General features: G+C 58.3%; 13 protein-coding genes. 5 read left to right on the forward strand and 8 right to left on the reverse strand.

What is annotated here, in order from left to right; all coding sequences use genetic code 11:
* Positions 1–16: 16 nt before the first annotated feature.
* On the reverse strand, positions 17–2,596 hold the full coding sequence (gene clpB, locus ACOYNV_RS06260; protein ID WP_422898895.1) for an ATP-dependent chaperone ClpB: 2,580 nt from the start codon (positions 2,594–2,596) through the stop codon (positions 17–19).
* Between the two features lie 218 nt (positions 2,597–2,814).
* Here clpB and ACOYNV_RS06265 point away from each other — a divergent pair, with 218 nt between their 5' ends.
* Positions 2,815–4,455, forward strand: a complete 1,641-nt coding sequence (locus ACOYNV_RS06265) for a methyl-accepting chemotaxis protein (protein ID WP_422898896.1) — start codon at positions 2,815–2,817, stop codon at positions 4,453–4,455.
* 35 nt (positions 4,456–4,490) lie between these two features.
* Here ACOYNV_RS06265 and ACOYNV_RS06270 read toward each other — a convergent pair whose 3' ends face one another.
* The 3 genes from ACOYNV_RS06270 to ACOYNV_RS06280 all read right to left on the reverse strand — a co-directional run bounded on the left by ACOYNV_RS06270 (position 4,491) and on the right by ACOYNV_RS06280 (position 8,602).
* Complete coding sequence (locus ACOYNV_RS06270; protein ID WP_422898897.1) at positions 4,491–5,834, reverse strand: hypothetical protein; 1,344 nt, start codon at positions 5,832–5,834, stop codon at positions 4,491–4,493.
* Positions 5,831–7,759, reverse strand: coding sequence for an ATP-dependent DNA helicase (locus ACOYNV_RS06275; protein WP_422898898.1), 1,929 nt, complete (start codon positions 7,757–7,759; stop codon positions 5,831–5,833). The genes ACOYNV_RS06270 and ACOYNV_RS06275 overlap by 4 nt, the downstream gene beginning before the upstream one ends.
* 435 nt (positions 7,760–8,194) lie before the next feature.
* On the reverse strand, positions 8,195–8,602 hold the full coding sequence (locus ACOYNV_RS06280) for a hypothetical protein (RefSeq protein ID WP_422898899.1): 408 nt from the start codon (positions 8,600–8,602) through the stop codon (positions 8,195–8,197).
* Positions 8,603–9,005: 403 nt separating this feature from the next.
* On the opposite strand from ACOYNV_RS06280, the gene ACOYNV_RS06285 reads away from it, so the two are divergent.
* The 4 genes from ACOYNV_RS06285 to ACOYNV_RS06300 all read left to right on the forward strand — a co-directional run bounded on the left by ACOYNV_RS06285 (position 9,006) and on the right by ACOYNV_RS06300 (position 13,027).
* Positions 9,006–9,461: a peroxiredoxin gene (locus tag ACOYNV_RS06285; RefSeq protein WP_422898900.1), complete on the forward strand. Its 456-nt coding sequence runs from the start codon at positions 9,006–9,008 to the stop codon at positions 9,459–9,461.
* A 44-nt stretch (positions 9,462–9,505) separates the two neighbouring features.
* Positions 9,506–10,933 (forward strand): PhoH family protein, encoded by a 1,428-nt coding sequence (locus ACOYNV_RS06290; protein ID WP_422898901.1) that lies wholly within the window; start codon positions 9,506–9,508, stop codon positions 10,931–10,933.
* Positions 10,934–11,042: 109 nt separating this feature from the next.
* Entirely contained in the window at positions 11,043–12,239 is a 1,197-nt protein-coding gene (locus ACOYNV_RS06295; RefSeq protein WP_422898902.1) for a transglutaminase-like domain-containing protein, read from the forward strand.
* A gap of 140 nt (positions 12,240–12,379) precedes the next feature.
* Positions 12,380–13,027, forward strand: coding sequence for a response regulator transcription factor (locus tag ACOYNV_RS06300; RefSeq protein WP_422898903.1), 648 nt, complete (start codon positions 12,380–12,382; stop codon positions 13,025–13,027).
* Between the two features lie 169 nt (positions 13,028–13,196).
* On the opposite strand, the gene ACOYNV_RS06305 is transcribed toward ACOYNV_RS06300, so the two are convergent.
* The 4 genes from ACOYNV_RS06305 to ACOYNV_RS06320 form a co-directional block, all read right to left on the reverse strand.
* Positions 13,197–17,582, reverse strand: a complete 4,386-nt coding sequence (locus ACOYNV_RS06305; RefSeq protein WP_422898904.1) for a PAS domain S-box protein — start codon at positions 17,580–17,582, stop codon at positions 13,197–13,199.
* A 274-nt stretch (positions 17,583–17,856) separates the two neighbouring features.
* Positions 17,857–19,086 carry an HD domain-containing phosphohydrolase gene (locus ACOYNV_RS06310; protein ID WP_422898905.1) on the reverse strand — a complete coding sequence of 410 codons (1,230 nt, stop codon included), beginning with the start codon at positions 19,084–19,086 and terminating at the stop codon, positions 17,857–17,859.
* A 205-nt stretch (positions 19,087–19,291) separates the two neighbouring features.
* Positions 19,292–19,846, reverse strand: coding sequence for a chemotaxis protein CheW (locus tag ACOYNV_RS06315; RefSeq protein WP_422898906.1), 555 nt, complete (start codon positions 19,844–19,846; stop codon positions 19,292–19,294).
* A 329-nt stretch (positions 19,847–20,175) separates the two neighbouring features.
* Positions 20,176–22,341, reverse strand: a complete 2,166-nt coding sequence (locus ACOYNV_RS06320; RefSeq protein ID WP_422898907.1) for a methyl-accepting chemotaxis protein — start codon at positions 22,339–22,341, stop codon at positions 20,176–20,178.
* Between the last annotated feature and the right edge of the window lie 27 nt (positions 22,342–22,368).

The following is a 22,368-nucleotide window of genomic DNA, read 5'->3' on the forward strand; positions in this document are numbered from 1 at the left end:
CTTTCAGGCCGGCGCGTCACGCCTTGCCAAAACGCATCACGCCGCCTTGGCAAGTCACGCTGATGGTATCGCCGGCGGCGAAACTCCCTTCGAGAATGGCCTTGGCCAGCGGGTTTTCGAGCTGCGACTGAATCGCCCGCTTCAAGGGGCGCGCACCGAATACCGGATCGAAGCCGGCGGCAGCGATTTCGGACAGCGCGCTGTCGTCGATTTCGATCTTCATTTCGAGCTGAGCCAGCCGTTTTTCCAGATAGCCGAGCTGAATCCTGGCAATCGACTTGATGTGCTTCTCGTCGAGTGCGTGGAAGACGACAACCTCGTCGATGCGGTTGATGAATTCCGGCCGGAAATAGGTCTTCACCTCGCCCATCACCGCCAGCTTGATCACCTGATAATCATCGCCCGCCATCTGCTGGATCATCTGCGAACCGAGGTTCGAGGTCATCACGATCACGGTGTTCTTGAAATCCACGGTGCGCCCGTGCCCGTCGGTCATGCGCCCATCGTCGAGCACCTGCAGCAGCACGTTGAAGACATCCGGGTGCGCCTTCTCGATTTCATCGAGCAGGATCACGCTGTAGGGCTTGCGGCGCACGGCTTCGGTCAGATAGCCGCCCTCTTCGTAGCCGACATAGCCGGGTGGCGCACCAATCAGGCGCGACACCGAGTGTTTCTCCATGAATTCGCTCATGTCGACGCGGATCATGTGGTCTTCGGAATCAAACAGGAAACCCGCCAGCGCCTTGCACAATTCGGTCTTGCCAACGCCTGTCGGGCCGAGGAAGAGGAATGAACCATAAGGCCGATTCGGATCGGCCAGCCCGGCCCGCGAACGGCGAATGGCGTCGGACACCAGGCGCACCGCCTCGTCCTGACCGACCACCCGCTGATGCAGCCGATCTTCCATCAGCAGCAGCTTCTCGCGCTCGCCCTGCATCATCTTGGAGACCGGGATACCGGTGGCCCGCGATACCACTTCGGCAATTTCCTCGATGCCGACCTGGGTGCGCAACAGCTTGTTCTGCGGCTCGCCTTCGTTTGTTTTTTCCGCTGCTTTCAATTGCGCTTCAAGCTGCGGCAGTTTGCCGTATTGCAGCTCGGCAAGCTTGTCGTACTGGCCTTTGCGCTGCAAATCGACCATCTGCGCCTTGAGCTTGTCGATCTCTTCCTTGATGTGCGCGCTGCCTTGCACCTGCGCCTTTTCTGCTTTCCAGACTTCTTCCAGGTCGTTGTACTCGCGCTCGAGTTTGAGCAGTTCTTCCTCGATCAAGTGCATGCGCTTTTTCGACGCCTCGTCCTTCTCCTTGCGCACCGCTTCGCGCTCGATCTTGAGCTGGATCATGCGCCGGTCAAGCTTGTCCATCACTTCCGGTTTCGAGTCGATTTCCATCTTGATGCGCGCGGCGGCTTCATCGATCAGGTCGATGGCCTTGTCCGGCAGGAAGCGATCAGTAATGTAGCGATTGCTCAACTCGGCCGCCGCCACGATGGCCGGGTCGGTAATCGCCACGCCGTGGTGCAGTTCGTAGCGCTCGCGCAAGCCGCGCAGGATGGCAATCGTGCTCTCAACCGTCGGCTCGTCGACCAGCACTTTCTGGAAGCGCCGTTCGAGCGCAGCGTCCTTCTCGACGTACTTGCGATATTCATCGAGCGTCGTCGCGCCGACACAATGCAGTTCGCCACGCGCCAATGCCGGTTTCAGCATGTTGCCGGCATCCATTGCGCCCTCGGCCTTGCCGGCACCAACCATGGTGTGCAGTTCGTCGATGAACACAATGATGCGCCCTTCTTCCTGGGCGATTTCCTTCAGCACCGCCTTCAGGCGCTCTTCAAATTCGCCGCGATACTTGGTGCCGGCCAGCAGTGCCGCCATGTCGAGGCTGAGCACCTTCTTGCCTTTAAGCGTTTCCGGCACTTCCCCATTGACGATGCGCTGCGCCAGGCCCTCGACGATGGCCGTCTTGCCGACGCCCGGCTCGCCGATCAGCACCGGGTTGTTCTTGGTGCGCCGCTGCAGTATCTGGATGGCCCGACGGATTTCGTCGTCGCGACCGATCACCGGGTCGAGTTTGCCTTGACGCGCACGTTCGGTCAGGTCGATGCAGTATTTTTTCAGCGATTCGCGCTGCCCCTCGGCTTCCTGACTATCGACGCCCTGCCCGCCACGCACCGAGGCCACGGCCTGTTCCAGCGCCTTGCGGTTCAGCCCGTGCTGCTTGGCCAGACGACCGGTTTCACCCTTGTCGTCGCAAACTGCCAGCAAAAACAATTCGCTGGCGATGAACTGGTCGCCACGCTTCTGCGCTTCCTTGTCGGTGAGATTGAGCAGGTTGGTCAGGTCGCGACCGATCTGCACCTCGCCGCCATGCCCCTCGATCTTCGGCAAGCGTTCTATGGCCTGACCGAGCGCCGCCTTGAGCGCCTGCACATTGGCGCCGGCCTGCGCCAGCAAGGAAGCCGTGCCGCCATCGTCCTGCTGCAGCAAAGCGAGCAGCAGATGCTGCGGGTCGATCATCTGGTTGTCGTGGCCGACAGCCAGGCTCCGGGCATCGTCCAGAGCCTGCTGGAATTTGGTGGTCAGTTTGTCAAGGCGCATGGCACCCTCCTTGGAAAAATATTTAATCTGGCTAGGGATATTGGGCAAACACCATCAATTTTCAAGTGCGTCTCGCTGCATTGTCAGAATCCGCAAGCAGAAACAAGGTATGCTCACGGATGCTGTCCATAAACAACATAAGGACTCTATTGAAGTCCGGGCAATTAATAAAATTGAAAATTCAGCACAACTTTCACTGGAATGCAGGTAGATAAACCATGAGCATTGAGAACAAGATGTCGTTACGCAGCAAGCTGAATGGACTCACGGCGATTACCGTCGTTGGTCTTTGCCTATTGGCCACCATCGTTCTGATCGGTGACAAAAACCAGTTGCTGACGGATCGCAAGGAGAAAATCCGCAGCCTCGTCGAGGTCGCTTACGCCACGGTGAGTGTCTACGAAAAGCAGGCCAAGGAAGGCAAGATCAGCGTTGACGAGGCGAAAAAGCTCGCCATCGAGGCCGTTCGCGGCATGCGCTATGACAAGTCCGAATATTTCTGGATCAATGATCCCAAGGCCATCATGGTCATGCATCCGATCAAGCCGGAGCTGGACGGCAAGGATCTTTCCCAGTCCAAGGACAAGAACGGCAAGTACATCTTCGCCGAGTTCAGCAAAGTCGCCAAGGAACACGGCGCCGGTTATGTCGACTACGTCTGGCCAAAACCCGGCTTCGACGAGGCGGTACCGAAAATCTCCTACGTCAAAGGATCGGAAGACTGGGGCTGGGTCATCGGCAGCGGAATTTACATCGATGACGTCGATGCGATTTTTCGCCGCAATGCACTGGAGTTGCTCGCCTGGGTTGTCGTAATTGGCGGCTTTATCTCCATTTCTCTGGCCATGGTTTCGCGCAACCTGATCAACACCCTCGGTGGCGACCCGCACTATGCCTCGCTGATAACAAGGCGCATTGCCGCCGGCGACCTGACCACCGAAGTCGTCTGCGCACCGGGCGACAGCAACAGCGTACTGGCCGGGATGAAGGAAATGCAGCAAACGCTGCGCAAAATGATCCAAGAAGTTCAGCGCGACGCCGAACAGCTTTCTGCGGCTTCCGGAGAACTGACCAGCGCCTCCGATGAAGTCGCCCTGCGCTCACGCCAGCAGAGCGACGGCGCCGCGTCGATGGCGGCCGCCGTCGAGGAAATGACCGTGAGCATTGACCAGGTCGCCGAGAACGCTCACGAAGCCCGTGGCATTTCGGTGCAGGCCAGCGATCTTTCCCTGGCCGGAACGCAAATCATCGAAAGTGCCGCCAGCGAAATGCACAGCATCTCGAATGCCGTGCAGTCTTCATCGGCGATCATTGAAGACCTGGGACGCCAGTCCGAGAAGATTTCCTCTATCGTCAAGACCATCAAGGAGATCGCCGACCAAACCAACCTGCTCGCGCTCAATGCCGCCATCGAAGCGGCACGGGCCGGCGAACAGGGCCGGGGCTTTGCCGTCGTTGCCGATGAGGTACGCAAGCTGGCTGAACGCACCACGCTGTCGACAACCGAAATTGCCAGCATGGTCGGAAAAATCCAGGACGGCGCCCGCAACGCGGTCAATAGCATGCAAAGCGGTGTCGTACAGGCCAGCAAAGGGGTAGAACTGGCGACCCAGGCCGGCCAGTCGATCAACGATATCCGCGCTGGCTCGATGCGGGTTACGGAAGTGGTCAACAGCATTTCGGACGCCATCCGCGAACAGGGAACGGTATCCAACGAGATAGCCAAGAGCATCGAGCACGTCGCACAGATGTCCGAAGAAAGCGCCAGTGCGGTGCAACACACCGCGCAGGCCGCACAACACCTGAAAGAACTTTCTACCTCACTGCACAACTCGGTCAGCCGTTTCAAACTGCACTGATCGGCGAGAAAAGTCTTCATTCCTCATCGGCCGGATTACTGCTCCTGGCAGCAGTCCGGCTCATTGCAGGCTTTTTCTTCGCCCTGACAGGACACTGAAAAGACTGCCGCAAAGCCGCCGCCCGGAGTACGGAAGTTGGTCGTTTGCCCTTGATACAAGCGCGCCGAAACGAGTTGAACGGCGCCCCGATAGACGTAATTTCGCAAGTCCAGCTTGAGATCCTGCTCCACGCCATCGACCAGCATACGCCGCTCTGACGGTCGTACCAGCGCCTGGGCAACGTAACCGCCACGCGAAATTTCTTCAAAAACACGCTTGGTGAGCTTGTCACCGCGATACGTGGCCTTGCCGCCATAACCCGCCGCCGGCTTGAAAAACCACTGCTTGCGAGTGTCCCAGAAAGACGCGGCATCCTCCGGCATCACTTCTTGGGTACGCGGAATGCCGGCCTTCAATAACTGACGACCCGCCTCGCTGACACCGATTTCCTGCAGCCAGGCCTCGTCGGTCAACGCCACCAGATTGCGCTTGTCGGCATAGAGTGCGTGCCCCTGCGGATTGGGTGTAAGCACTACGGCGTCAGCAAGGTAGGCGGCACGCAAGGCGGCATTCTCCGCTTCATCAAGCGAAAAGTCGGTAAGCCGGTTGTACACCAGATCGACCGTAAGCCCACCACACCACAAGCGTTCGCCATCGAAGGATAGATCGCCCGGATCAGCCACCACGGCAGAAAGTCCGTTGGCTTCGAACAACTGCCGGAACAGTTCGAATTCCGGCGCCAGAAACTGAGCTGCCGGTGCCGCATCGACAATGGCGATGCGCTTTAATGCCGCGTCTCCCCGCGCCAAGCGCCATTCCTCGCGGAACATGGCTAAAAAGCTTTCTTCCAGTGTCTGTTCAGACATCAAGGCGGCAGGCATGCAGCAGGCCATTTGCGCACGCAGCAGTTTGGCGTTGAGCAAACCGCCGCCGGCATTGGTGTTGATCTCGATCAGGCGCGGCCCTTCGGCCCCGAGGTGGAAGTCATAGCCGAAAAAAACCCCGGCTGCCCCCGGCGCATGGCGTGCAATATCCGGGGCATGGGAAAATACACGTTCACGCCAGGCGGGCATGGCCACCACCTGCTCGATCACGCCGATCAGGTCGGCCATGAATAGCAGGTGTGCCTCGGCCACATAGATCCGCGAATCGGAGAAGAGATTGGGGTGCGTCGCCAGCAGGTCGCTATGCGCGATTCCGCCCTCCCCGCCTTCCAGCGCGTGGCGCAGCCGGTCGTGGTCTATCGAACGGCAAACGCAACCACGATTGAGAACGGCCGCTGCATCACGGCAGTCGGCTGGTAAATGTACGCTGGGCACGTGGAGCGTCGAAGCCGTCATTTTGTCTGGAAAAACGCCTGCACTTCGTCGAGTTCGCGCGTCCGCTTCATCGGCGGCAGGCTGCGCCAGATGCGCTTGCCGTAGGGTTTGCTGATCAGGCGCGGGTCACAGATCATCAGCACGCCGCGATCCGTCTCGTCGCGAATGAGCCGGCCGGCGCCCTGTTTGACGTTGATCACGGCGCGCGGCAACTGATAGTCCATGAAGGCGTTGCGTCCTTCGCTTTTCATGCGCTCGATGCGCGCCGAAAGCACCGGATCGTCGGGCGGCGCGAAAGGCAGCTTGTCGATGACCACCAGCGACAGCGCATCGCCGCGCACATCGACCCCCTCCCAGAAACTCTGGCTGCCGACCAGAATGGCGTTGCCGAGCCGGCGGAAACGTACGAGCAACTCGTTCTTGCTGCCTTCGCCCTGAATCAGCAGCGGGAAATCGAGCCCGGCACGTTCCAGATATTCGCTCAGCAGTTCATGCGTACGGCGCATGGCGCGCAAGGAAGTACACAGGAAAAAAGCGCGCCCGCCGCTAGCTTCCAGCACCGGAAAAGCGGCCTTGACCACGGCCTCGGTAAAGCCGTGGCTGTTCGGTTCGGGCAGGTTTTGCGGGACGTAAAGCAAGGCCTGAAGCTGATAGTCGAACGGACTTTCCCAGCACGCCGAATCGGCCTCGCCGAGTCCCATTTCGGCGCAGTAATGGCCGAAATCCTTCTGCACGGCGAGCGTCGCCGAAGTGAAAATCCAGGCGCGTGGATGGCCGCTCATCTGCTTCTGCATGATGCTGGCGATGATCAGCGGCGTCGAGTTGAGTTGCAGCGCGTGGGTATAGGTTTCGCCCCAGCGCACATAATCGGTATCGGCACCGCTTTGCCAGCGGCGCAACTGGGTCAGCAATTCGCCGGCGCGGCGCCAGCAGTTGGCCAGCCCTTCCGAACGTTGCGCCTGCGTTTCAAGCAGTGCCGCAAACACTTCTATTTCGCGGATCAGGCCAACCACGCCATTGTCGAAGCCCATCCGTGCTTCCAGTTGCAGGAAGGGGAAACGCGACGGTTCGACGGGCAGGGTCAGACGCAGATCCTTGGCCGCCTTCTCCACACTGCTGCACAGCTTGGGAAGATCAAGGCAATCGCGTGCCGAGGTAAGGCCTTCGACCCTGGTATCGCGCACCAGATCGAGGATCTGTGCGGTGGACACGTTGTCGCCAAAAAACAGGCTGGCGGTTTCCGGCAGTTGATGCGCTTCGTCGAAAATCACCGTATTGCAGGCCGGCAGCAGTTCAGCCGTACCTTCGTCGCGCAGCATCACGTCGGCAAAAAAGAGATGGTGATTGACCACCACCAGATCGGCGGCCAGCGCCTCGCGCCGTGCCGCCAGCACGAAACATTCCTTGTGGCTGGGGCACTCCTGGCCGAGACAGTTCTCGCGCGTCGACGTCACCATGCCCCAGACTGTGGAACTCTCCGGCACATCGCCGCATTCGGCCTTGTCCCCGGTCTTCGTGGTCTTGGCAAAACGGGAAATGCGCATGGCGTGTGCTGAATCCTCGCGCGACACGAAGCGCCCATCGGCCAATGAGTTTTCCAGATGATAGTGGCAAATATAGTTGGCTCGCCCCTTGAGCAGCGCCACCTTGACCGGCGAACCCAAGGCCTTGCGCACGGTCGGAATGTCGCGCGAAAAAAGCTGATCCTGCAGGTTCTTGGTGCCGGTCGACACAATCACCTTGCCGCCGGAAAGCAGCGCCGGAACGAGGTAGGCGAAGGTCTTGCCGGTGCCGGTACCGGCCTCGGCGACCAGCACCTTGTTTTCAGCCATGGCCAGCGCAATGCGCTCGGCCATTTCGAGCTGCTGCGCGCGCGCACGATAGCCGGGGATGCCGGAAGCCAGCGGACCGTCGGGAGAGAATACTTCGCTGAGAGAGGTCGTCATGTGCGATACCGGCAACCCGTCAAGTCACCAAGGCAAAGACCGTAAGGTTAGCGGATTCAAGGTGGAAACGCACCCCCAAGGCAGGCAAAAAGATCTGAACGGCACGATTAAAGGCGAAGCGTTGGCCAATCATGGCCACAGGACGCTTTCACGACTTGACCCGTGACGCCTCGCTGAGCAGCCAGGCGCGAAAAGCGGCAACCGACGGCCGTTTGCCCACAATCTCTGGCATCACCAGAAAATAAGCGAAGGGCGATGGCACGGCGACAGCGAAGGGAACAATCAGCCTAAAAACCTCAGTTGGATGTGATGCCAATGTCGCAAGCCCTCATCCCCGGCCCTTCTCCCGCGGGGAGAAGGGTGCAAACTCCCTCTCCCCGCGGGAGAGGGTTGGGGTGAGGGCTAAACACCCGTCAAACCTGGAGTTGCGGTCAATTAGTCGCTGTCAACTGCGGTTTTTAGAATCAGTCGCCCGGCCACAACATCGGCCTCGACCAGTTGCCTCAACGCCGGCGGCGCCCAGCACCGGGCCCAGTCCGCCTGACGCTCCTCTGGTCTGTGCCTTTGTCTGGTCGCCGCTGGCGGCGACTGAAGGTGCCTTTGGCGACAAGTTCGGTCTGAAAGCCCCGGTAGCGATTCCGCCGGCGTTGTTGAACCTAAAAACCTCAGTTCATACCACGGCGACACGGCGAGCACAGCGAAAAGCCACAGTTTTTCAGGATTTAACCGCTCACCCAAAGGGTGAAGCATGAAAACAGTGTAAGTCATTGTTTTTTCGCCGTGTTCGCCGTGTTCGCTGTGGTCAACTGCCTTTTCTAGGTTGAATGAATCAGGATTCGGCAAGATATCCCCATTTCTCGCCGCTTTGCTGGACTTTGACGGACTCCGGCAGGCCTGGCTTGATCAGTCGCGCAAGTGACGTTCGCATCCCGCTTTTGACTTTAATTTGTGCTCAGCGCGACGATGGACAAGCGCCATTCTCTGGAAGGCTCTCCAGATGGCGTTCTACAGACATAAAGGTCTGGAAGCCAATGGATACGCCACTCTTCAGGCATATAGCCTGTAGATCGCCTATTCATGAGCCTCGCGGGCATCGCTATCCGCTTTGCCAGGAAGATGAATCATCAGTGAACTTCCCGGTGGAACTCCGGCCCTGGCGTCAACGTTCATGCATTTTTGTTGTCTGACTTGACCCGCACCGGTTTTCTTACAACAATCGGGCAGACAATAGAAAGGTTATTCACCCATGAACGACACGATTATCAACGACTTCGAGCTACCCTCTACCGGCGAGAAAATCTTCAGGCTTGCCGACTGCCGGGGCAAGACGCTCGTCATTTATTTCTACCCCAAGGACAGCACACCGGGCTGCACTACCGAAGCCCAGCAGTTTCGTGACCTCTATCCCGACTTTGTGCAGGCCGGATGCGTGGTGGTCGGCGTTTCCCGCGACAGCATTCGCTCGCACGAAAACTTCAAGACCAGGCAGGAGTTGCCCTTCGACCTGTTATCCGATGCGGACGAGCAGCTATGCGCGCAGTTTTCGGTGATCCAGATGAAATCGATGTACGGCAAGCAGGTGCGCGGCATCGAGCGCAGCACTTTCGTCATCGATGGCCATGGCGTGTTAAGGTGTGAGTGGCGCGGTATCAAGGCGCCGGGGCACGCGCAGGAGGTACTGGATTTCGTAAAGTCGCTTTGATCCGCCTGAATCACCCACCTGAAATGACCGGAGAAAGCACGTCCATGGCCCATAAAACTGGTACCCGCGCAAAAGCAAAGAAAGCCGTCCCGCTGAGCAAGTTCTTCATTCTCGACACCAATGTGCTGTTGCACGACCCGACCAGCGTTTATCGCTTCGAAGAACACGACGTCTTTCTGCCGATCATGACGCTGGAAGAACTCGACGACCACAAGAAAGGCCTGTCCGAAGTCGCACGCAATGCTCGGCAGGTGACTCGAATACTGGACGAAATCGTCAGCAGCCACAGCGACGGGATCGAGAACGGCATCGCCCTCCTGGGCCCTTCGCGCAAACTGGCCAGCGGACGTCTCTTCCTGCAGACGAAAGCCATTTCCAAGGATTTGCCAACCGGTCTGCCCACCGCCAAGGCCGACAACCAGATTCTGGCCGTTGTCATTCACCTGCAGCGCATGAACCCGGAGCGCGCCGTCATTCTGGTGTCGAAAGACATCAACATGCGCATCAAGGCGCGCGCCCTCGGGCTCGAAGCCCAGGACTATTTCAACGACAAGGTGCTGGAAGACACCGACCTGCTATACACCGGCATTCTGGAACTGCCCGCCAACTTCTGGGACAAGCACGGTCAGGGGATGGAATCCTGGAAGCGTGAAAGCCGTACGCTGTATCGCGTCACCGGGCCGCTCTGTCCGCAATTGCTGGTTAATGAGTTCCTTTATCAGGAAGGTGCGCAACCGCTCTACGCCATCGTCCGGGAAGTCTCCGGCAAAACTGCGCAGTTCGAGACACTGATCGACTACACCCACCAGAAAAACAGCGTCTGGGGCATCAGCGCCCGCAACCGCGAGCAGAATTTCGCCCTCAATCTGCTGATGGATCCCGAAGTTGATTTTGTCACTCTGCTCGGCCAGGCCGGTACCGGAAAAACCCTGCTGACCCTCGCCGCCGCGCTTACACAGGTCATGGAAAGCAAGCTCTACTCTGAAATAATCATGACCCGGGTAACCGTTCCGGTCGGTGAAGACATCGGCTTTCTGCCGGGCACCGAAGAAGAAAAAATGGGGCCATGGATGGGCGCTCTCGAAGACAACCTTGAAGTGCTCAACAAAACCGAAGTTGATTCCGGCGAATGGGGGCGCGCGGCAACCCATGCCCTGCTGCGCAACCGGATCAAGATCAAGTCACTGAACTTCATGCGCGGGCGAACCTTCCTGAACAAGTTCCTGATCATCGACGAGGCGCAGAACCTGACGCCAAAACAGATGAAAACCCTGATCACCCGCGCCGGGCCTGGCACCAAGGTCGTCTGCATGGGCAACATCGCACAGATCGACACGCCGTACCTGACCGAAGGGAGTTCCGGCCTCACCTACGTAGTCGATCGCTTCAAAGGCTGGGAACACTCCGGCCATGTCACCCTGCAACGCGGCGAGCGCTCCCGTCTGGCCGACCACGCTGGCGAAGTGCTATAATTTTCGCACTTCATCGAGCCGTGTCCTGTGACACGGCTCGGTCGTTTTAGCTAACCGATCCGTAGCACCCATAGTGCCATGATTGGATCCAACCCATACGGAGAGCCTATTGAAACGACGGGACTTCCTCGCGGCCTCGGCTGTTCTCTCGCTGCTGGCCGCCTCGCCAGCGAATGCGGAAAAAAAAGTAGCGGCTACAAAGCACAATGCAAAATCGACGGCCAAGCCGAAAGCAAGAAGAGTGGTGCGGAGGCCGGCGCCAGCCGAGATACAGGCGGTGCCGCAAACCGAATCACGCAACGTTATCAGCCTGCCGGACGAACCGCTGGCACAATGGCGAACCTACGACCTGCGTTCGACAATCCTGCTCAACCGTATCAATGGCAAGGCGCGACTCTGGCTTCCGCTGGCACAGTACAAGGACACCCCCTGGGAGCGGTCACTTGGACACAACTGGCAGGGAAATTTTCATAACGCCGGCATCTATCGCGATCCGGTTGCGGAAATGGAAGTCTTCTACGCCGACTGGGCGGAAGGCGTTACCAACCCGCAACTGCAGATCATCAGCCAGATAGCGACCCAGGACCGGCATTTTGACATTACCCGCCGTGGCGCTGTTGCCGAACGGACCGAAGTGCTGCGCCGCTGCCTGCAATCGACCGACTTCGTACCGATTGACGGAATCGTACGAAATACGGCGGAACGTGCAATAGGCCGGATCAAGGATCCGGTGGCTCAGGGCAAGGCCATCTACGAATGGGTCGTGGAAAATACCCTGTACGACCCGACCATGAAACGGGTCGGTAACGTCAATATCGGAAGCATGCTGGATAGTGGGAACCTGAGTGGCAGAAGTGCAGACATTGCCCTGCTCTTCGTCGCTCTGTGCCGAGCCTTGGGCATACCGGCACGCCCGGTTTTCGGTCTGCGCATTGACAGTTCACGACTGTTTGGCAGCCTCGGCGTCAGTGGCAACCTGAGCACAGCGCAACACTGCCGCGCCGAATTCTATACGCCGGGTTATGGCTGGATTCCGGTCGATCCTTCCGACGTACGCAAAGCCATCCGTGATGAACGCCTGAGTATCGGCGACCCCAAACTGACCGTACTGAAAAAACTGCTATTCGGTTTCTGGGAAATGAACTGGATCAGCTTCAACGTCGCTCAGGACGTTAGCTTGCGCGGCTCGGCGGGGAAAACACTGCCATTCCTGATTTACCCCGAGGTCGAAACAATTGAAGGTCGCTTTGACAGCCTGGACAGCAGCCGATTCAGCTATCAAGTAAGCGCCAGCCGCGTCTATTGATTAACCCTGGAAACCGCAATTAACCACGAAGTTCACAAAGAACATCGCGTTTTCAAATAAATTGCCTTGGGTTTTCTATTTTGCAGCGATAATCCTGTATTTGTATTATGTTCCTGAATTCCCCGGCTTTCTTTACGCAGATGAATCCAAAACAATCCGAGCGACCGCTCCCAAAAGTCTATCTGATCGAAGATGATCCGGTAGCGAAGTTCCTGCTGGTTGATCTGGCGGAATCCGTCAATCTGCCTTACGTCGCTTTCGATAGCGCCGTAAAGTTTCTTGAGCAGAATCTGGACGGGCTCGAAGGCTGCATCGTCAGCGATCTGCGCATGCCTGGCATGAGCGGTCTGGAACTTCAGGACGAACTTCACAAACTGGGTGTCAATCTGCCGATGATTTTCATTTCGGCTTACGCCGAGGTGCATTCGGTGGTGCGGGCGATGCGCGGTGGCGCACTCGACTTCTTCCAGAAACCCTTTTCGTCGCAAGAACTGATCGAGCGCATTCAGGATGGTTTGCGCATCGACCGGGAGCGGGCGGAACTGTTGGACAGAAACCGCAAGATCGGTGAACGCATCGCGCTATTGACGCCGCGCGAGAAGGAGGTTCTGCAGGGGATCTTCGAAGGCAAACTCACCAAAGTGATCGCCGATGAACTCGGCATCGGAGTGCGCACTGCTGAAACCTACCGGCACCTGATCATGCAGAAATTGCAGGCCGGTTCGATTGCCGAGCTCGTGCGTATCGTGGTCGAAGCCATGCCGAGGCGTCATTCCGTTTCGCAATAGCGGTCAATCGCCAGTTCTGCTGGAAAACACAGAAAAAGCCTCACCACCAAGTCACCAAGTCACCAAGATCACCAAGATCACCAAGAAAAACAAAAAGTTAACTTGGTTTAACTTGGTGCTTCCTTGGTGAACTTTGTGACTTGGTGGTTCGCAGTTTCACGTTGCCTGACTACTCCCCCTGTGGAGCTTTCGCCAGACGCAGTTCGGCCAGCGCCAGTTCAAAATCAAATACCTGAATGGCCGACAACAACGCGGCCCCGGCATCGCCAAAAGTTGCGAGCAGGAGTTGGCTTTCCTCGCGAGCCAGTTCGCTGGCCTCCATGTCGCCGTTTTCGAGCAGTCGCTCCAGGCGTGACAGCACCTCGTTGCCACGATCACTATCAACGGCTGGCGTTGATGTGGCTTCCTCGGTTTGTTGCACATTCTTCAAACCATGAATGAGCGGCTTCAGGAGCGGCTCCAGCATGGTGAAACCCTTTTCAACTTCTTCCTGGCCGGCATTCGTGCGAATCGATTTAAGCAGCACGGTTGCCAGGTTGGCCACTTCCGTCGCGCCAATGAGACTGGCTGAACCTTTCAAGGTATGAACCAGTTGCCCGGCGTTGCTCATGTCGCCAGCGCTCAGCGCCGCGGAAATGTTTTCGATATCAAACTCGTGACCGTGCAGAAACATGTTGATGACCTGAGCAAATTTCTCTTCGTTGCCGCGAACTCGCGCCAATCCGTTTTCGACATCAAGGCCGGGAACGCTGGCCAGCCGTTGCTTCAGGGAGCTACCTCCGGGCGACGTGGACGCTTGTTCATTCTTTGCCCCGCTCATTTCCACAGCCTCGCCGGTGGGCGCAACGGCTTTCGTGCCGTCGGTTCGCGGCAGCCACTTGAGCAGCACGGCATAGAGCGTATCCGGATCGACCGGCTTGGCGACGAAATCATTCATTCCGGCATCGAGGCAACTGCGCCGGCTCTCGTCGAAGGCATTGGCCGTCATCGCCAGAATGGGTGTCTGCGAGCGGCCGGACAACTTGCGGATTGCGCGTGCGGCTTCAAGGCCGTTCATTTCAGGCATTTGCACATCGGTCAGGATCAGGTCGTAGGCCGTGATACGCGCCTTATCGACGGCTTCTCGTCCGTTTCTGGCTGAATCCACCTGCAGGCCAACGCTGTGCAGCAGCAACTGGGCGACCTCCAGATTGACCTCAACATCATCGGCCACCAGGATTCTCGACCCGGCGTAATGCCGGCGCAACTCCTCTTCATGGCGGCTTGTTTTTTCAAATGACACGTGCGGCATGATGCCCAGGCCGTGCTTGAGCCGGGCAGTGAACCAGAAGGTGCTGCCACGATGGCGTTCGCTCTCCACTCCCGCCTTGCCTCCCATCAACTGCGCCAGCTTCAGGGTAATCGCCAGGCCGAGGCCGGTACCACCGTATTTGCGCGTCGTTGAGGTGTCGGCCTGCTCGAAGGTGCGGAACAGGCTGGGCAGGTTTTTCGGGGCGATGCCGATTCCGCTATCCTCGACCTCGAAGCGCAGTAGAACACCATTGGCATCTTCTTCAAGCAGCACGGCGCGCAAGGTTATTTGTCCGTTCTCGGTGAATTTGACGGCGTTGGCGGCATAGTTGAGCAGGGCCTGGCGCAATCGGGTCGGATCGCCGCGCAGCCAGAGGGGAGCGCTGTTCAGGTCCACGATGATGGGCAGCCGTTTTTCGCGGGCCTGGTCGGTGATCATCGAGCGAACATTTTCGAAAATGGAATTCAGCGTGAAGTCGTTTTCCTCCAGTTCCATTCGGTTGGCTTCGATCTTGGAGATATCGAGAATGTTGTTGATCAGTTCGAGCAGGTGGGCGGCGGCGGTGTCGATCTTGTTGAGCCGATCGATTTGCCTGGGTGTTGCTTCGCTGTTGCGCAGCAGATGGGACAGGCCGACGATGGCGTTCATCGGCGTGCGGATTTCATGGCTCATGTTGGCCAGGAACGAGCTTTTGGCGACGTTGGCGGATTCTGCCTGAATACGCGCTCTTGCCAGTTGTTCCGTGCGCTGCCCGACCAGTTCTTCAAGACGGAAGCGGTGGTTGTCCAGTTCTTCTTCCAGGCGCTTTTTCTCGCTGATGTCTTCCTTGATCGCTACATAATGGGTAATGTGCCCGTCTGGCTGGCGCAGCGGCGTGATGATGGCGAACTCGACATATTCGCTGCCGTCCTTGCGCCGGTTGATGAACTCGCCGTTCCAGGGCCGGCCCTGGGTCAGTGTGGCCCACAGGTCGTCATATCTTTCCCGTGGCGTCTTGCCCGACTTCAGAATGCGCGGGTTGCGGCCGATCAGATCCTCGTAACTGTAGCCGGAGTTGCGCAGGAAGGCCTCGTTCACGTATTCAATGTCGCCATCGAGGTTGGTGATGGCGATGCTATCCGGGCTCTGTTCCACGGCCAGCGAGAGCTTGCGCAGTTGGTTCTCGGCGGCCTTGCGCTCGGTGATGTCGCTTATGGTGGCGGTGACGAAAACGCCATCGGCGACTGACCAGCGCGCCAGCGAAAGATCGATATCGAACTCGCTACCGTCCTTGCGCAGTGCGCAGAGTTCGACGGTTTTGCCAATCATCAGCGGCTCAGCGTCGGAAAGAACGCGCTCCATGCGGGCCTTATGCGCTTCGCGGTAGCGCTGCGGAATAAGCGTGTCCATGAACTGGCCGATAATCTCGGCCTCCGAATAGCCGAAGATTCTTTCGGCACAGGGATTCCAGGCGACGATGATGCCTTGGCTGTTGCTATTCACCAGTGCGTCATTGGACGATTTGATGACGGCTTCGTAGCGTTCGATGCTGGCGTGCAAAGCCATCTCGGCAAGACGCAGGTTCTCGTTCTGGATATTGAGTTCGGCCTGGTTCGTCTTGAGCTGGGTGTTGGCGACATTGATCGCCATGTCATGCATCTTGTGCTCAGTGATGTCATGAGCCGTGCCCAGAAGATAGTCGAGGCTGCCATCGGGCATGCGTACTCCTTTCATGTCGCAATTGACAAAAATGATCGAGCCGTCCTTGCGAATCAGGCGTTGTTCAAAGGCCACGGCATCCGTTTCGCCGTGAATGACTTTCCGGACTTCCGCGTAAGACTGCTTGAAATCGTCCGGATGCGTGATGTCCTGAAAGGTTTTCGCCAGCAACTCTTCGCGCGTATAACCGGTGAGAACGCAGGTCTGATCGTTGCATCTCAGGAGTCGTTTCGTTTCAGCCGAAATGATGACCATGCCGACGAAGGGCAGGTTAAAGAAGTTTTGCACGAGTTGGTCGGCCTTGGTCTGTTCTGCCAGCAGGGAAATCTGCTGGGCGTATTCGCGCTGGCGCCAGAGAATGAACAGGGCGCCCATGATCACCAGAACCGCGGCAAGGGCTATGACTCCGATCCACAGCATCGTTCGCCACATGGGAGCCAGCACCTCGTCGCGATCGATCTTGGACAACAGATGCCAGGAGGTTCCGGCGACCGGGCGATAGGCAGCAAATACCCGAACGCCGCGATAATCGACGCCGGCCATGACTCCGGCAGAATTGTCGAGCACGGCGCGAACCGCCGGCAAGTCGGTCCGGGTCAACGGGATGCGCAGGCTCAAGGGCTTATCGTCATGGTGGCGCAGTGCGTTGAGATAGACGACCTCGTCGTTGTCACGCCGGACCAGAACGGACTCGCCGCTCGGACTGGGAGTTGGCCATTTCTCCAGCGAGGGGAAGAGATGGTGCTTGAGATCGACGCTGATGACGACAAAGCTGATGACAACTCGCCCGTCCCCTTCCGGCTGGAGCAGGGGGGCGACAAAGTACATCACCGGTTCGCCGTTGCTGGCGATGGTCAGTTCGCTACGCTGTATCAAGGCACGGGCAGAGGACTTGGCGAGCAGCGCCTTGGTTTCTTTCGACAGGCGTATCGGGTCGCCTTCATTGATGACGACTTCTCCCTTGGCGTCGAGCAGGGACACCGACTTGTAGCGGTACGCCTTGCGGATGGCGCTGAGGTTATTGGCAACCAACTCGCGCAGCTTCGGATCCCTGCTTTGCTGCAATTTCGCGACACTGTCCAGGAAACTGCCTCTGTTCATGATGACTTCGAGATCAGCTTCGCGTTCGCGCAGCCAGCTCTCGATTTGCTCGGCGTTCAGGCGGGCGATGGCGGCCAGATTGGCGAAGGTCTCTTGTTCGATCTGCGGGGTGCGCAGGGTGACATAAACGCCGCCGAGCAACGGAACAAAGAACAGCAGCGCAAGGAAAGTCAATATCAGATAGCGGGTTTTTAAGGGGGCGGCAACGCCCCCGGGCAGTACGGCCCCCTTGCCGGAATTGCTGAAACTTTTTGCCAGGGCGAGATAGATGAGTCCGCTGGAGATCAGGACGAAGAGCAATTGCTGGATCAACTCGATGCGCTGTTTTTTCTCCAGGCCAAAATCATCGAGAAAGAAATCAGGCGCCATGATCAACAGCCCGGCAAAAAGAGCATAAAGCAGCGTAATGCCGGCCGGTGAACTTGGCGTTACTCGTGACAGGAGGTGTTTCGGTAGTAAGCTCACTTGGTATTTCTCTTCTCTTATCGGTGGGGCGATGAACCTAACAATCGCAGTTCAAACCACGGCGACACGGCGGGCACAGCGAAAAGCTGCTGCGAAGCAAATACTCTTGGGGTGCTCAGTATTTCAGGATTTCATGGCTCACCCAAAGGGTGAATCATGAAAAATTTCAAGTCATTGTTTATCCGTTGTTTTCGCCGTGTTCGCTGTGGTCAACTGCTTTTTCCAGGATTGTTGACACTCCGTGTTTATCTAAGGTTCATCGTGCGTTTCAGGCTCAACTTTCAATTCCGTACTGCAGGGCAATCGCTTCAAATTCCTCGCATCCGTCAAGGAAGGCATCGGTGATGTCCGGGTCGAACTGGCGGCCACGTTCTTCGCTGATGATAATTCTAACCTCGGCAAACGGGATGGCTTGCTTATAGACCCGTCTCGAGATGAGCGCATCAAAGACGTCGGCCAGGGCCATTATACGGGCAGGGAGCGGAATCGCATCGCCGGCGAGACCGTCCGGGTAGCCTGTGCCGTCCCAGCGCTCGTGATGCCAGCGCACGATCTCCTTGGCTTGCGCCAGAAAGTCGACCGAGGTATCGATATCACGCTCGGCCAGGGTGATCGCCTCGCTGCCCAGCAGGGTGTGGGTTTTCATGATCTCCCATTCGCCCGGCGTGAGCTTGCCCGGCTTGAGCAGGATGTAGTCAGGAATGCCGACCTTGCCGATATCGTGCAGGGGAGCCGAGCGGGCCAGCATCTCGATGTATTTGTTGTCGAGTATCGAGGCAAAGCGCGGGTGTTTGGCCAGACGCGTTGCCAGCAGGCGCACATAGGCCTGGGTACGCTGGATGTGGTTGCCGGTCTCGTTGTCGCGGGTTTCGGCGAGGTGCGCCAGGGCGCGGATGCTGACCGCCTGAATCAGCTCGTTCTCCCGCATGCGGCGCGTTATCTCGGCTTCCAGCGCATGGTTCTGATCCTGCAGCCAGTGGCGTGCCTGCCTTACGAGCAACTGGCTGCGCACGCGGGCGAGAACGACGACCGGCTTGATCGGCTTGATGATGTAGTCGGCGATGCCAGCGCTGAATGCCTGCTCCTCAACCTCGTCGGCATCAATCGCCGTCAGGAAAATGACCGGAATGTCCCGGGTAACGATGTCGCCGCGCAGTTGCCGGAATACCTCGTGCCCATCCATCCCCGGCATCATGATGTCGAGCAGGATCAGCGACGGCCTCGGCAACTGAGCGGCAAGGTGCAGGGCAGTGCGACCGGCGTTGGCCACCTTGACCCGATAACCGGCACCTTGCAGCACATCACCGAGAACGCTCAGGTTCTCGGGCGAGTCGTCGACGATCAGGATGATTTCGTTGTCGGTGCTGCGCCGACGGAGTTGTGACGCAGTGCTGTTGGTGGCCAGCGCTGGGGTCAATCGGGTCGATGAAAGCAGCGCGCCAGCTTCCTCGGCAGGCGCCGGAAGGGGGGCTTCGCCAGGTGTGTTTGCCGATGTTGTCTCCATGCGCTTCTCCAACAATTCCGCTTGGGACGTTCAGCGGACCGTGAAGGGCAAAGCCCTGCCGAGTTTGAACAAATACAGAATGATTGGTCTGTAACCATTAGCGGGCGGTCATCCTGGACTCATATGCCTGTAGATCGTTCAAACATGCGCTTCTTCAGGGTATGAGTCACAAGATGACCTGTTCATGCGGCTTGCCGTCCGGTTGCTAGGCGGCGGTTGCCGCCGCCAGTGCTTCGGCCGCGCTACCGTCTGTTCCCGTCAATTGCGCAATCTCCTCGACCGACAGCACCTTGTTGATCTCCAGGATGATGACGAATTTCCCGGCGACCTTGCCCATGCCGAAGATGAAGTCGGCGCGGATTTTTGCGCCGAAGGACGGCGGCGGTTCGATCTCGCTGGAGGGTATCTCCAGCACCTCCGACACCGCGTCGACCATGATGCCGATATCGTGGCGGGTATCGCCGTCCGGCACCTCGACGATGACGATGCAGGTACGCTTTCCCAACTCGGTGGACTTGCCACCGAAGCGGGCGGCCAGATCGATCACCGGCACCACCGCCCCGCGCAGGTTGATCACCCCGCGGATGAAGGCCGGCATCATCGGGATTTCGGTCAGATTGCCGTACTCGATGATCTCCTTGACGTTGAGAATGCCGACGGCGAACATCTCGCCGCCGAGCGCGAAAGTCAGGTACTGCGTCGGCGCCTCGTCCTTCTTGACGGCGAGGGCGCCGGCCTTTGCTTGCACAAGTTGACTCATGATGGCTCCTTGATTAATCCTGAAAACCGCAGTTGACTGCGACTAATTGACCGCAAAGCCAGGTTTGACGCGTGTTTAGCCCTCACCCCAACCCTCTCCCGCGGGGAGAGGGAGTTTGCACCCTTCTCCCCGCGGGAGAAGGGCTGGGGATGAGGGCCTGCGACATTGGCAGCACATCCAACCGAAGTTTTAAGGACTAAGGCATCAAAACTGTTTTGAAAAAACCCGCCATTCCGGGCTCTGCACCCCAAGGGAATTTCCTGCGGGGCACACTTCCTTTGGTCGCCTTCGCCGGAATGACGATGATACAAAGTGGGTTCAGGAAACATTTAATAGCGCTCAAAGTCACCTTCGTTGACCTGTACCGCCGCTCTGGCACTGACCTGCGGCTTCTTCGTCTTGACCGCGGCGGCACGGGCGGCTGGTGCATTGCGCACCGACTTGCGCTGACCGTCATCGAGATGGAAGAAGGTCATCGTCTGCTGCAACTGCTCGGCTTGCGCGCCGAGTTCTTCGGCGGTGGCGGCCAGTTCTTCCGACGCCGACGCGTTCTGCTGCGTCGCCTGGTTAAGCTGGCTCATCGCCCCGTTGATCTGCGCCACGCCGCTTGACTGCTCGTTCGACGCCGAGGCGATCTCCTGCACCAGATCGGAGGTCTTGCGGATCGAAGGCACCATCTCGGTGAGTAGCGCACCGGCACGTTCGGCCTGCTTGACCGATGAACTGGCCAGGTTGCCGATTTCCTGCGCGGCGATCTGCGAGCGTTCGGCCAGCTTCCTGACTTCCGCCGCCACCACGGCAAAGCCCTTGCCGTGGTCGCCGGCGCGTGCGGCTTCAATCGCCGCGTTGAGCGCCAGCAGATTGGTCTGATACGCGATGTCGTCGATGATGCCGATCTTGCTGGCAATGCTCTTCATGTCATCGACCGTCTTGTTCACCGCATCGCCGCCTTCGGCCGCTTCCTTGGCCGACTTCGAGGCCATGTTGTCGGTGACCTTGGCGTTCTCGGTATTCTGCGCGATCGACGCCGTCATCTCTTCCATTGACGACGTGGTCTCTTCGACACTCGCCGCCTGTTCGCTGGAAGACTGCGAGAGCGACTGGGCGGTCGCCGAAACCTGCCCGGCGGCATTGGTCAGGTTGTCGGCGGCGGTGCGTACTTCACCGATGATCTCGACCAGCTTGCCGACGGTGTCGTTGATCGCACTCTTCAGGTCGTTGAAGTCGCCCTGGTAGTGGGTGGTGATGGTCTGCGACAGATCGCCGCCGGACATCGCGTCCATGATGCGGCGCACCTCGTTGATCGGCCCGACGACGTTGTCGAGCGTGGTGTTCACGCCGATCACGATCTTCTGGAAGTCGCCCTGATGCTTGGCGGCGTCGGCACGGGTTTCGAGCTTGCCGGCGACGGCGGCGGCGGACAGCGCACCAGCATCGGCGACCAGGCCATTGACGGCGTCGATACAGGTGTTGAGGTTGTTCTTGAGGATGTTGAAATCACCGTTGTAGGGGTCGGTGATCTTGGCGGGAATGTCGCCCTTGGAGATGCGGTCGACGTAGTTGGCGGCAACATTGAGCGGGTTGATCACGGCGTCAAGGGTGTTGTTCACGCCGGTGACGACTTTCTGGAAGTCGCCTTGATGCTTGGCGGCATCGGCGCGGGTTTCGAGTTTGCCGGCGACGGCGGCCTTGGCCAGCATGTCGGCATCGGTAATCAGCCGTTGTACCGAGGACTGCACGCCTTCGACAGCTTTGGCCAGCAGGCCGATTTCGTCCTTGCTGTCGACGTCGACCTTGAAGTTGAAGTCGCCGGCAGCCATCTTGTTGGCGACGCCGACGACGGTATTGACCGGGCCGGTGATGCCGCGCATGATGATCCAGGCGAAAATCACGGTCAGCAGTACGGCAAGGGAGCCGAGAATCATGATCAGGCGTTCGCCTGAACTAGCCGCTTCGTCGGCCACCTTGCCGGCCTTTTCCATCAAGGCCGTCTGCATGTCGACCAGCGCATTGACGTCCGCGACGTATTCGGTCTGACTCTTGCGCAAATCACCCTGCATCAGCAGCACGATGTCGGCCTTTTTGTCGGCCTTGAGCAGTTCAATGAACTTGTCCTGCGCAATGACATACCCGGCACGGGCGGTAGCGATCTTCTTGAGCAGATCCTTGCCTTCCTGGCTGGTCACCGATTTCTCCAGCTTGTCGAGATTCTCGGTAATGATTTTCCTTTGTTCGGGGATTGAATCGAGCGACTTCTGCTGTTCGATTCCCGAGTAGATGTAGGCATTGCGCAGTTGACGGGCGATAGTGTTGATGGCATCGATGACGTTGTTGGCCTGCACCGTCTTCGGGAAGCGGTCATTGACCATCAGGTCAATGTCGTCAGCGAGCGCCCCGATGCGCAGGTAACTGACGGTTGAAATGGCGATCAGAAAAACCAGGGTCACGGCAAAGCCTATCCCCAGACGAACGCCTATTTTGAGATTTTTGAACATGACCCGACTCCTTGGTAATTATAAAAG

The sequence above is a fragment of the Propionivibrio sp. genome (assembly GCF_049316945.1).
Taxonomy (GTDB): domain Bacteria; phylum Pseudomonadota; class Gammaproteobacteria; order Burkholderiales; family Rhodocyclaceae; genus Propionivibrio.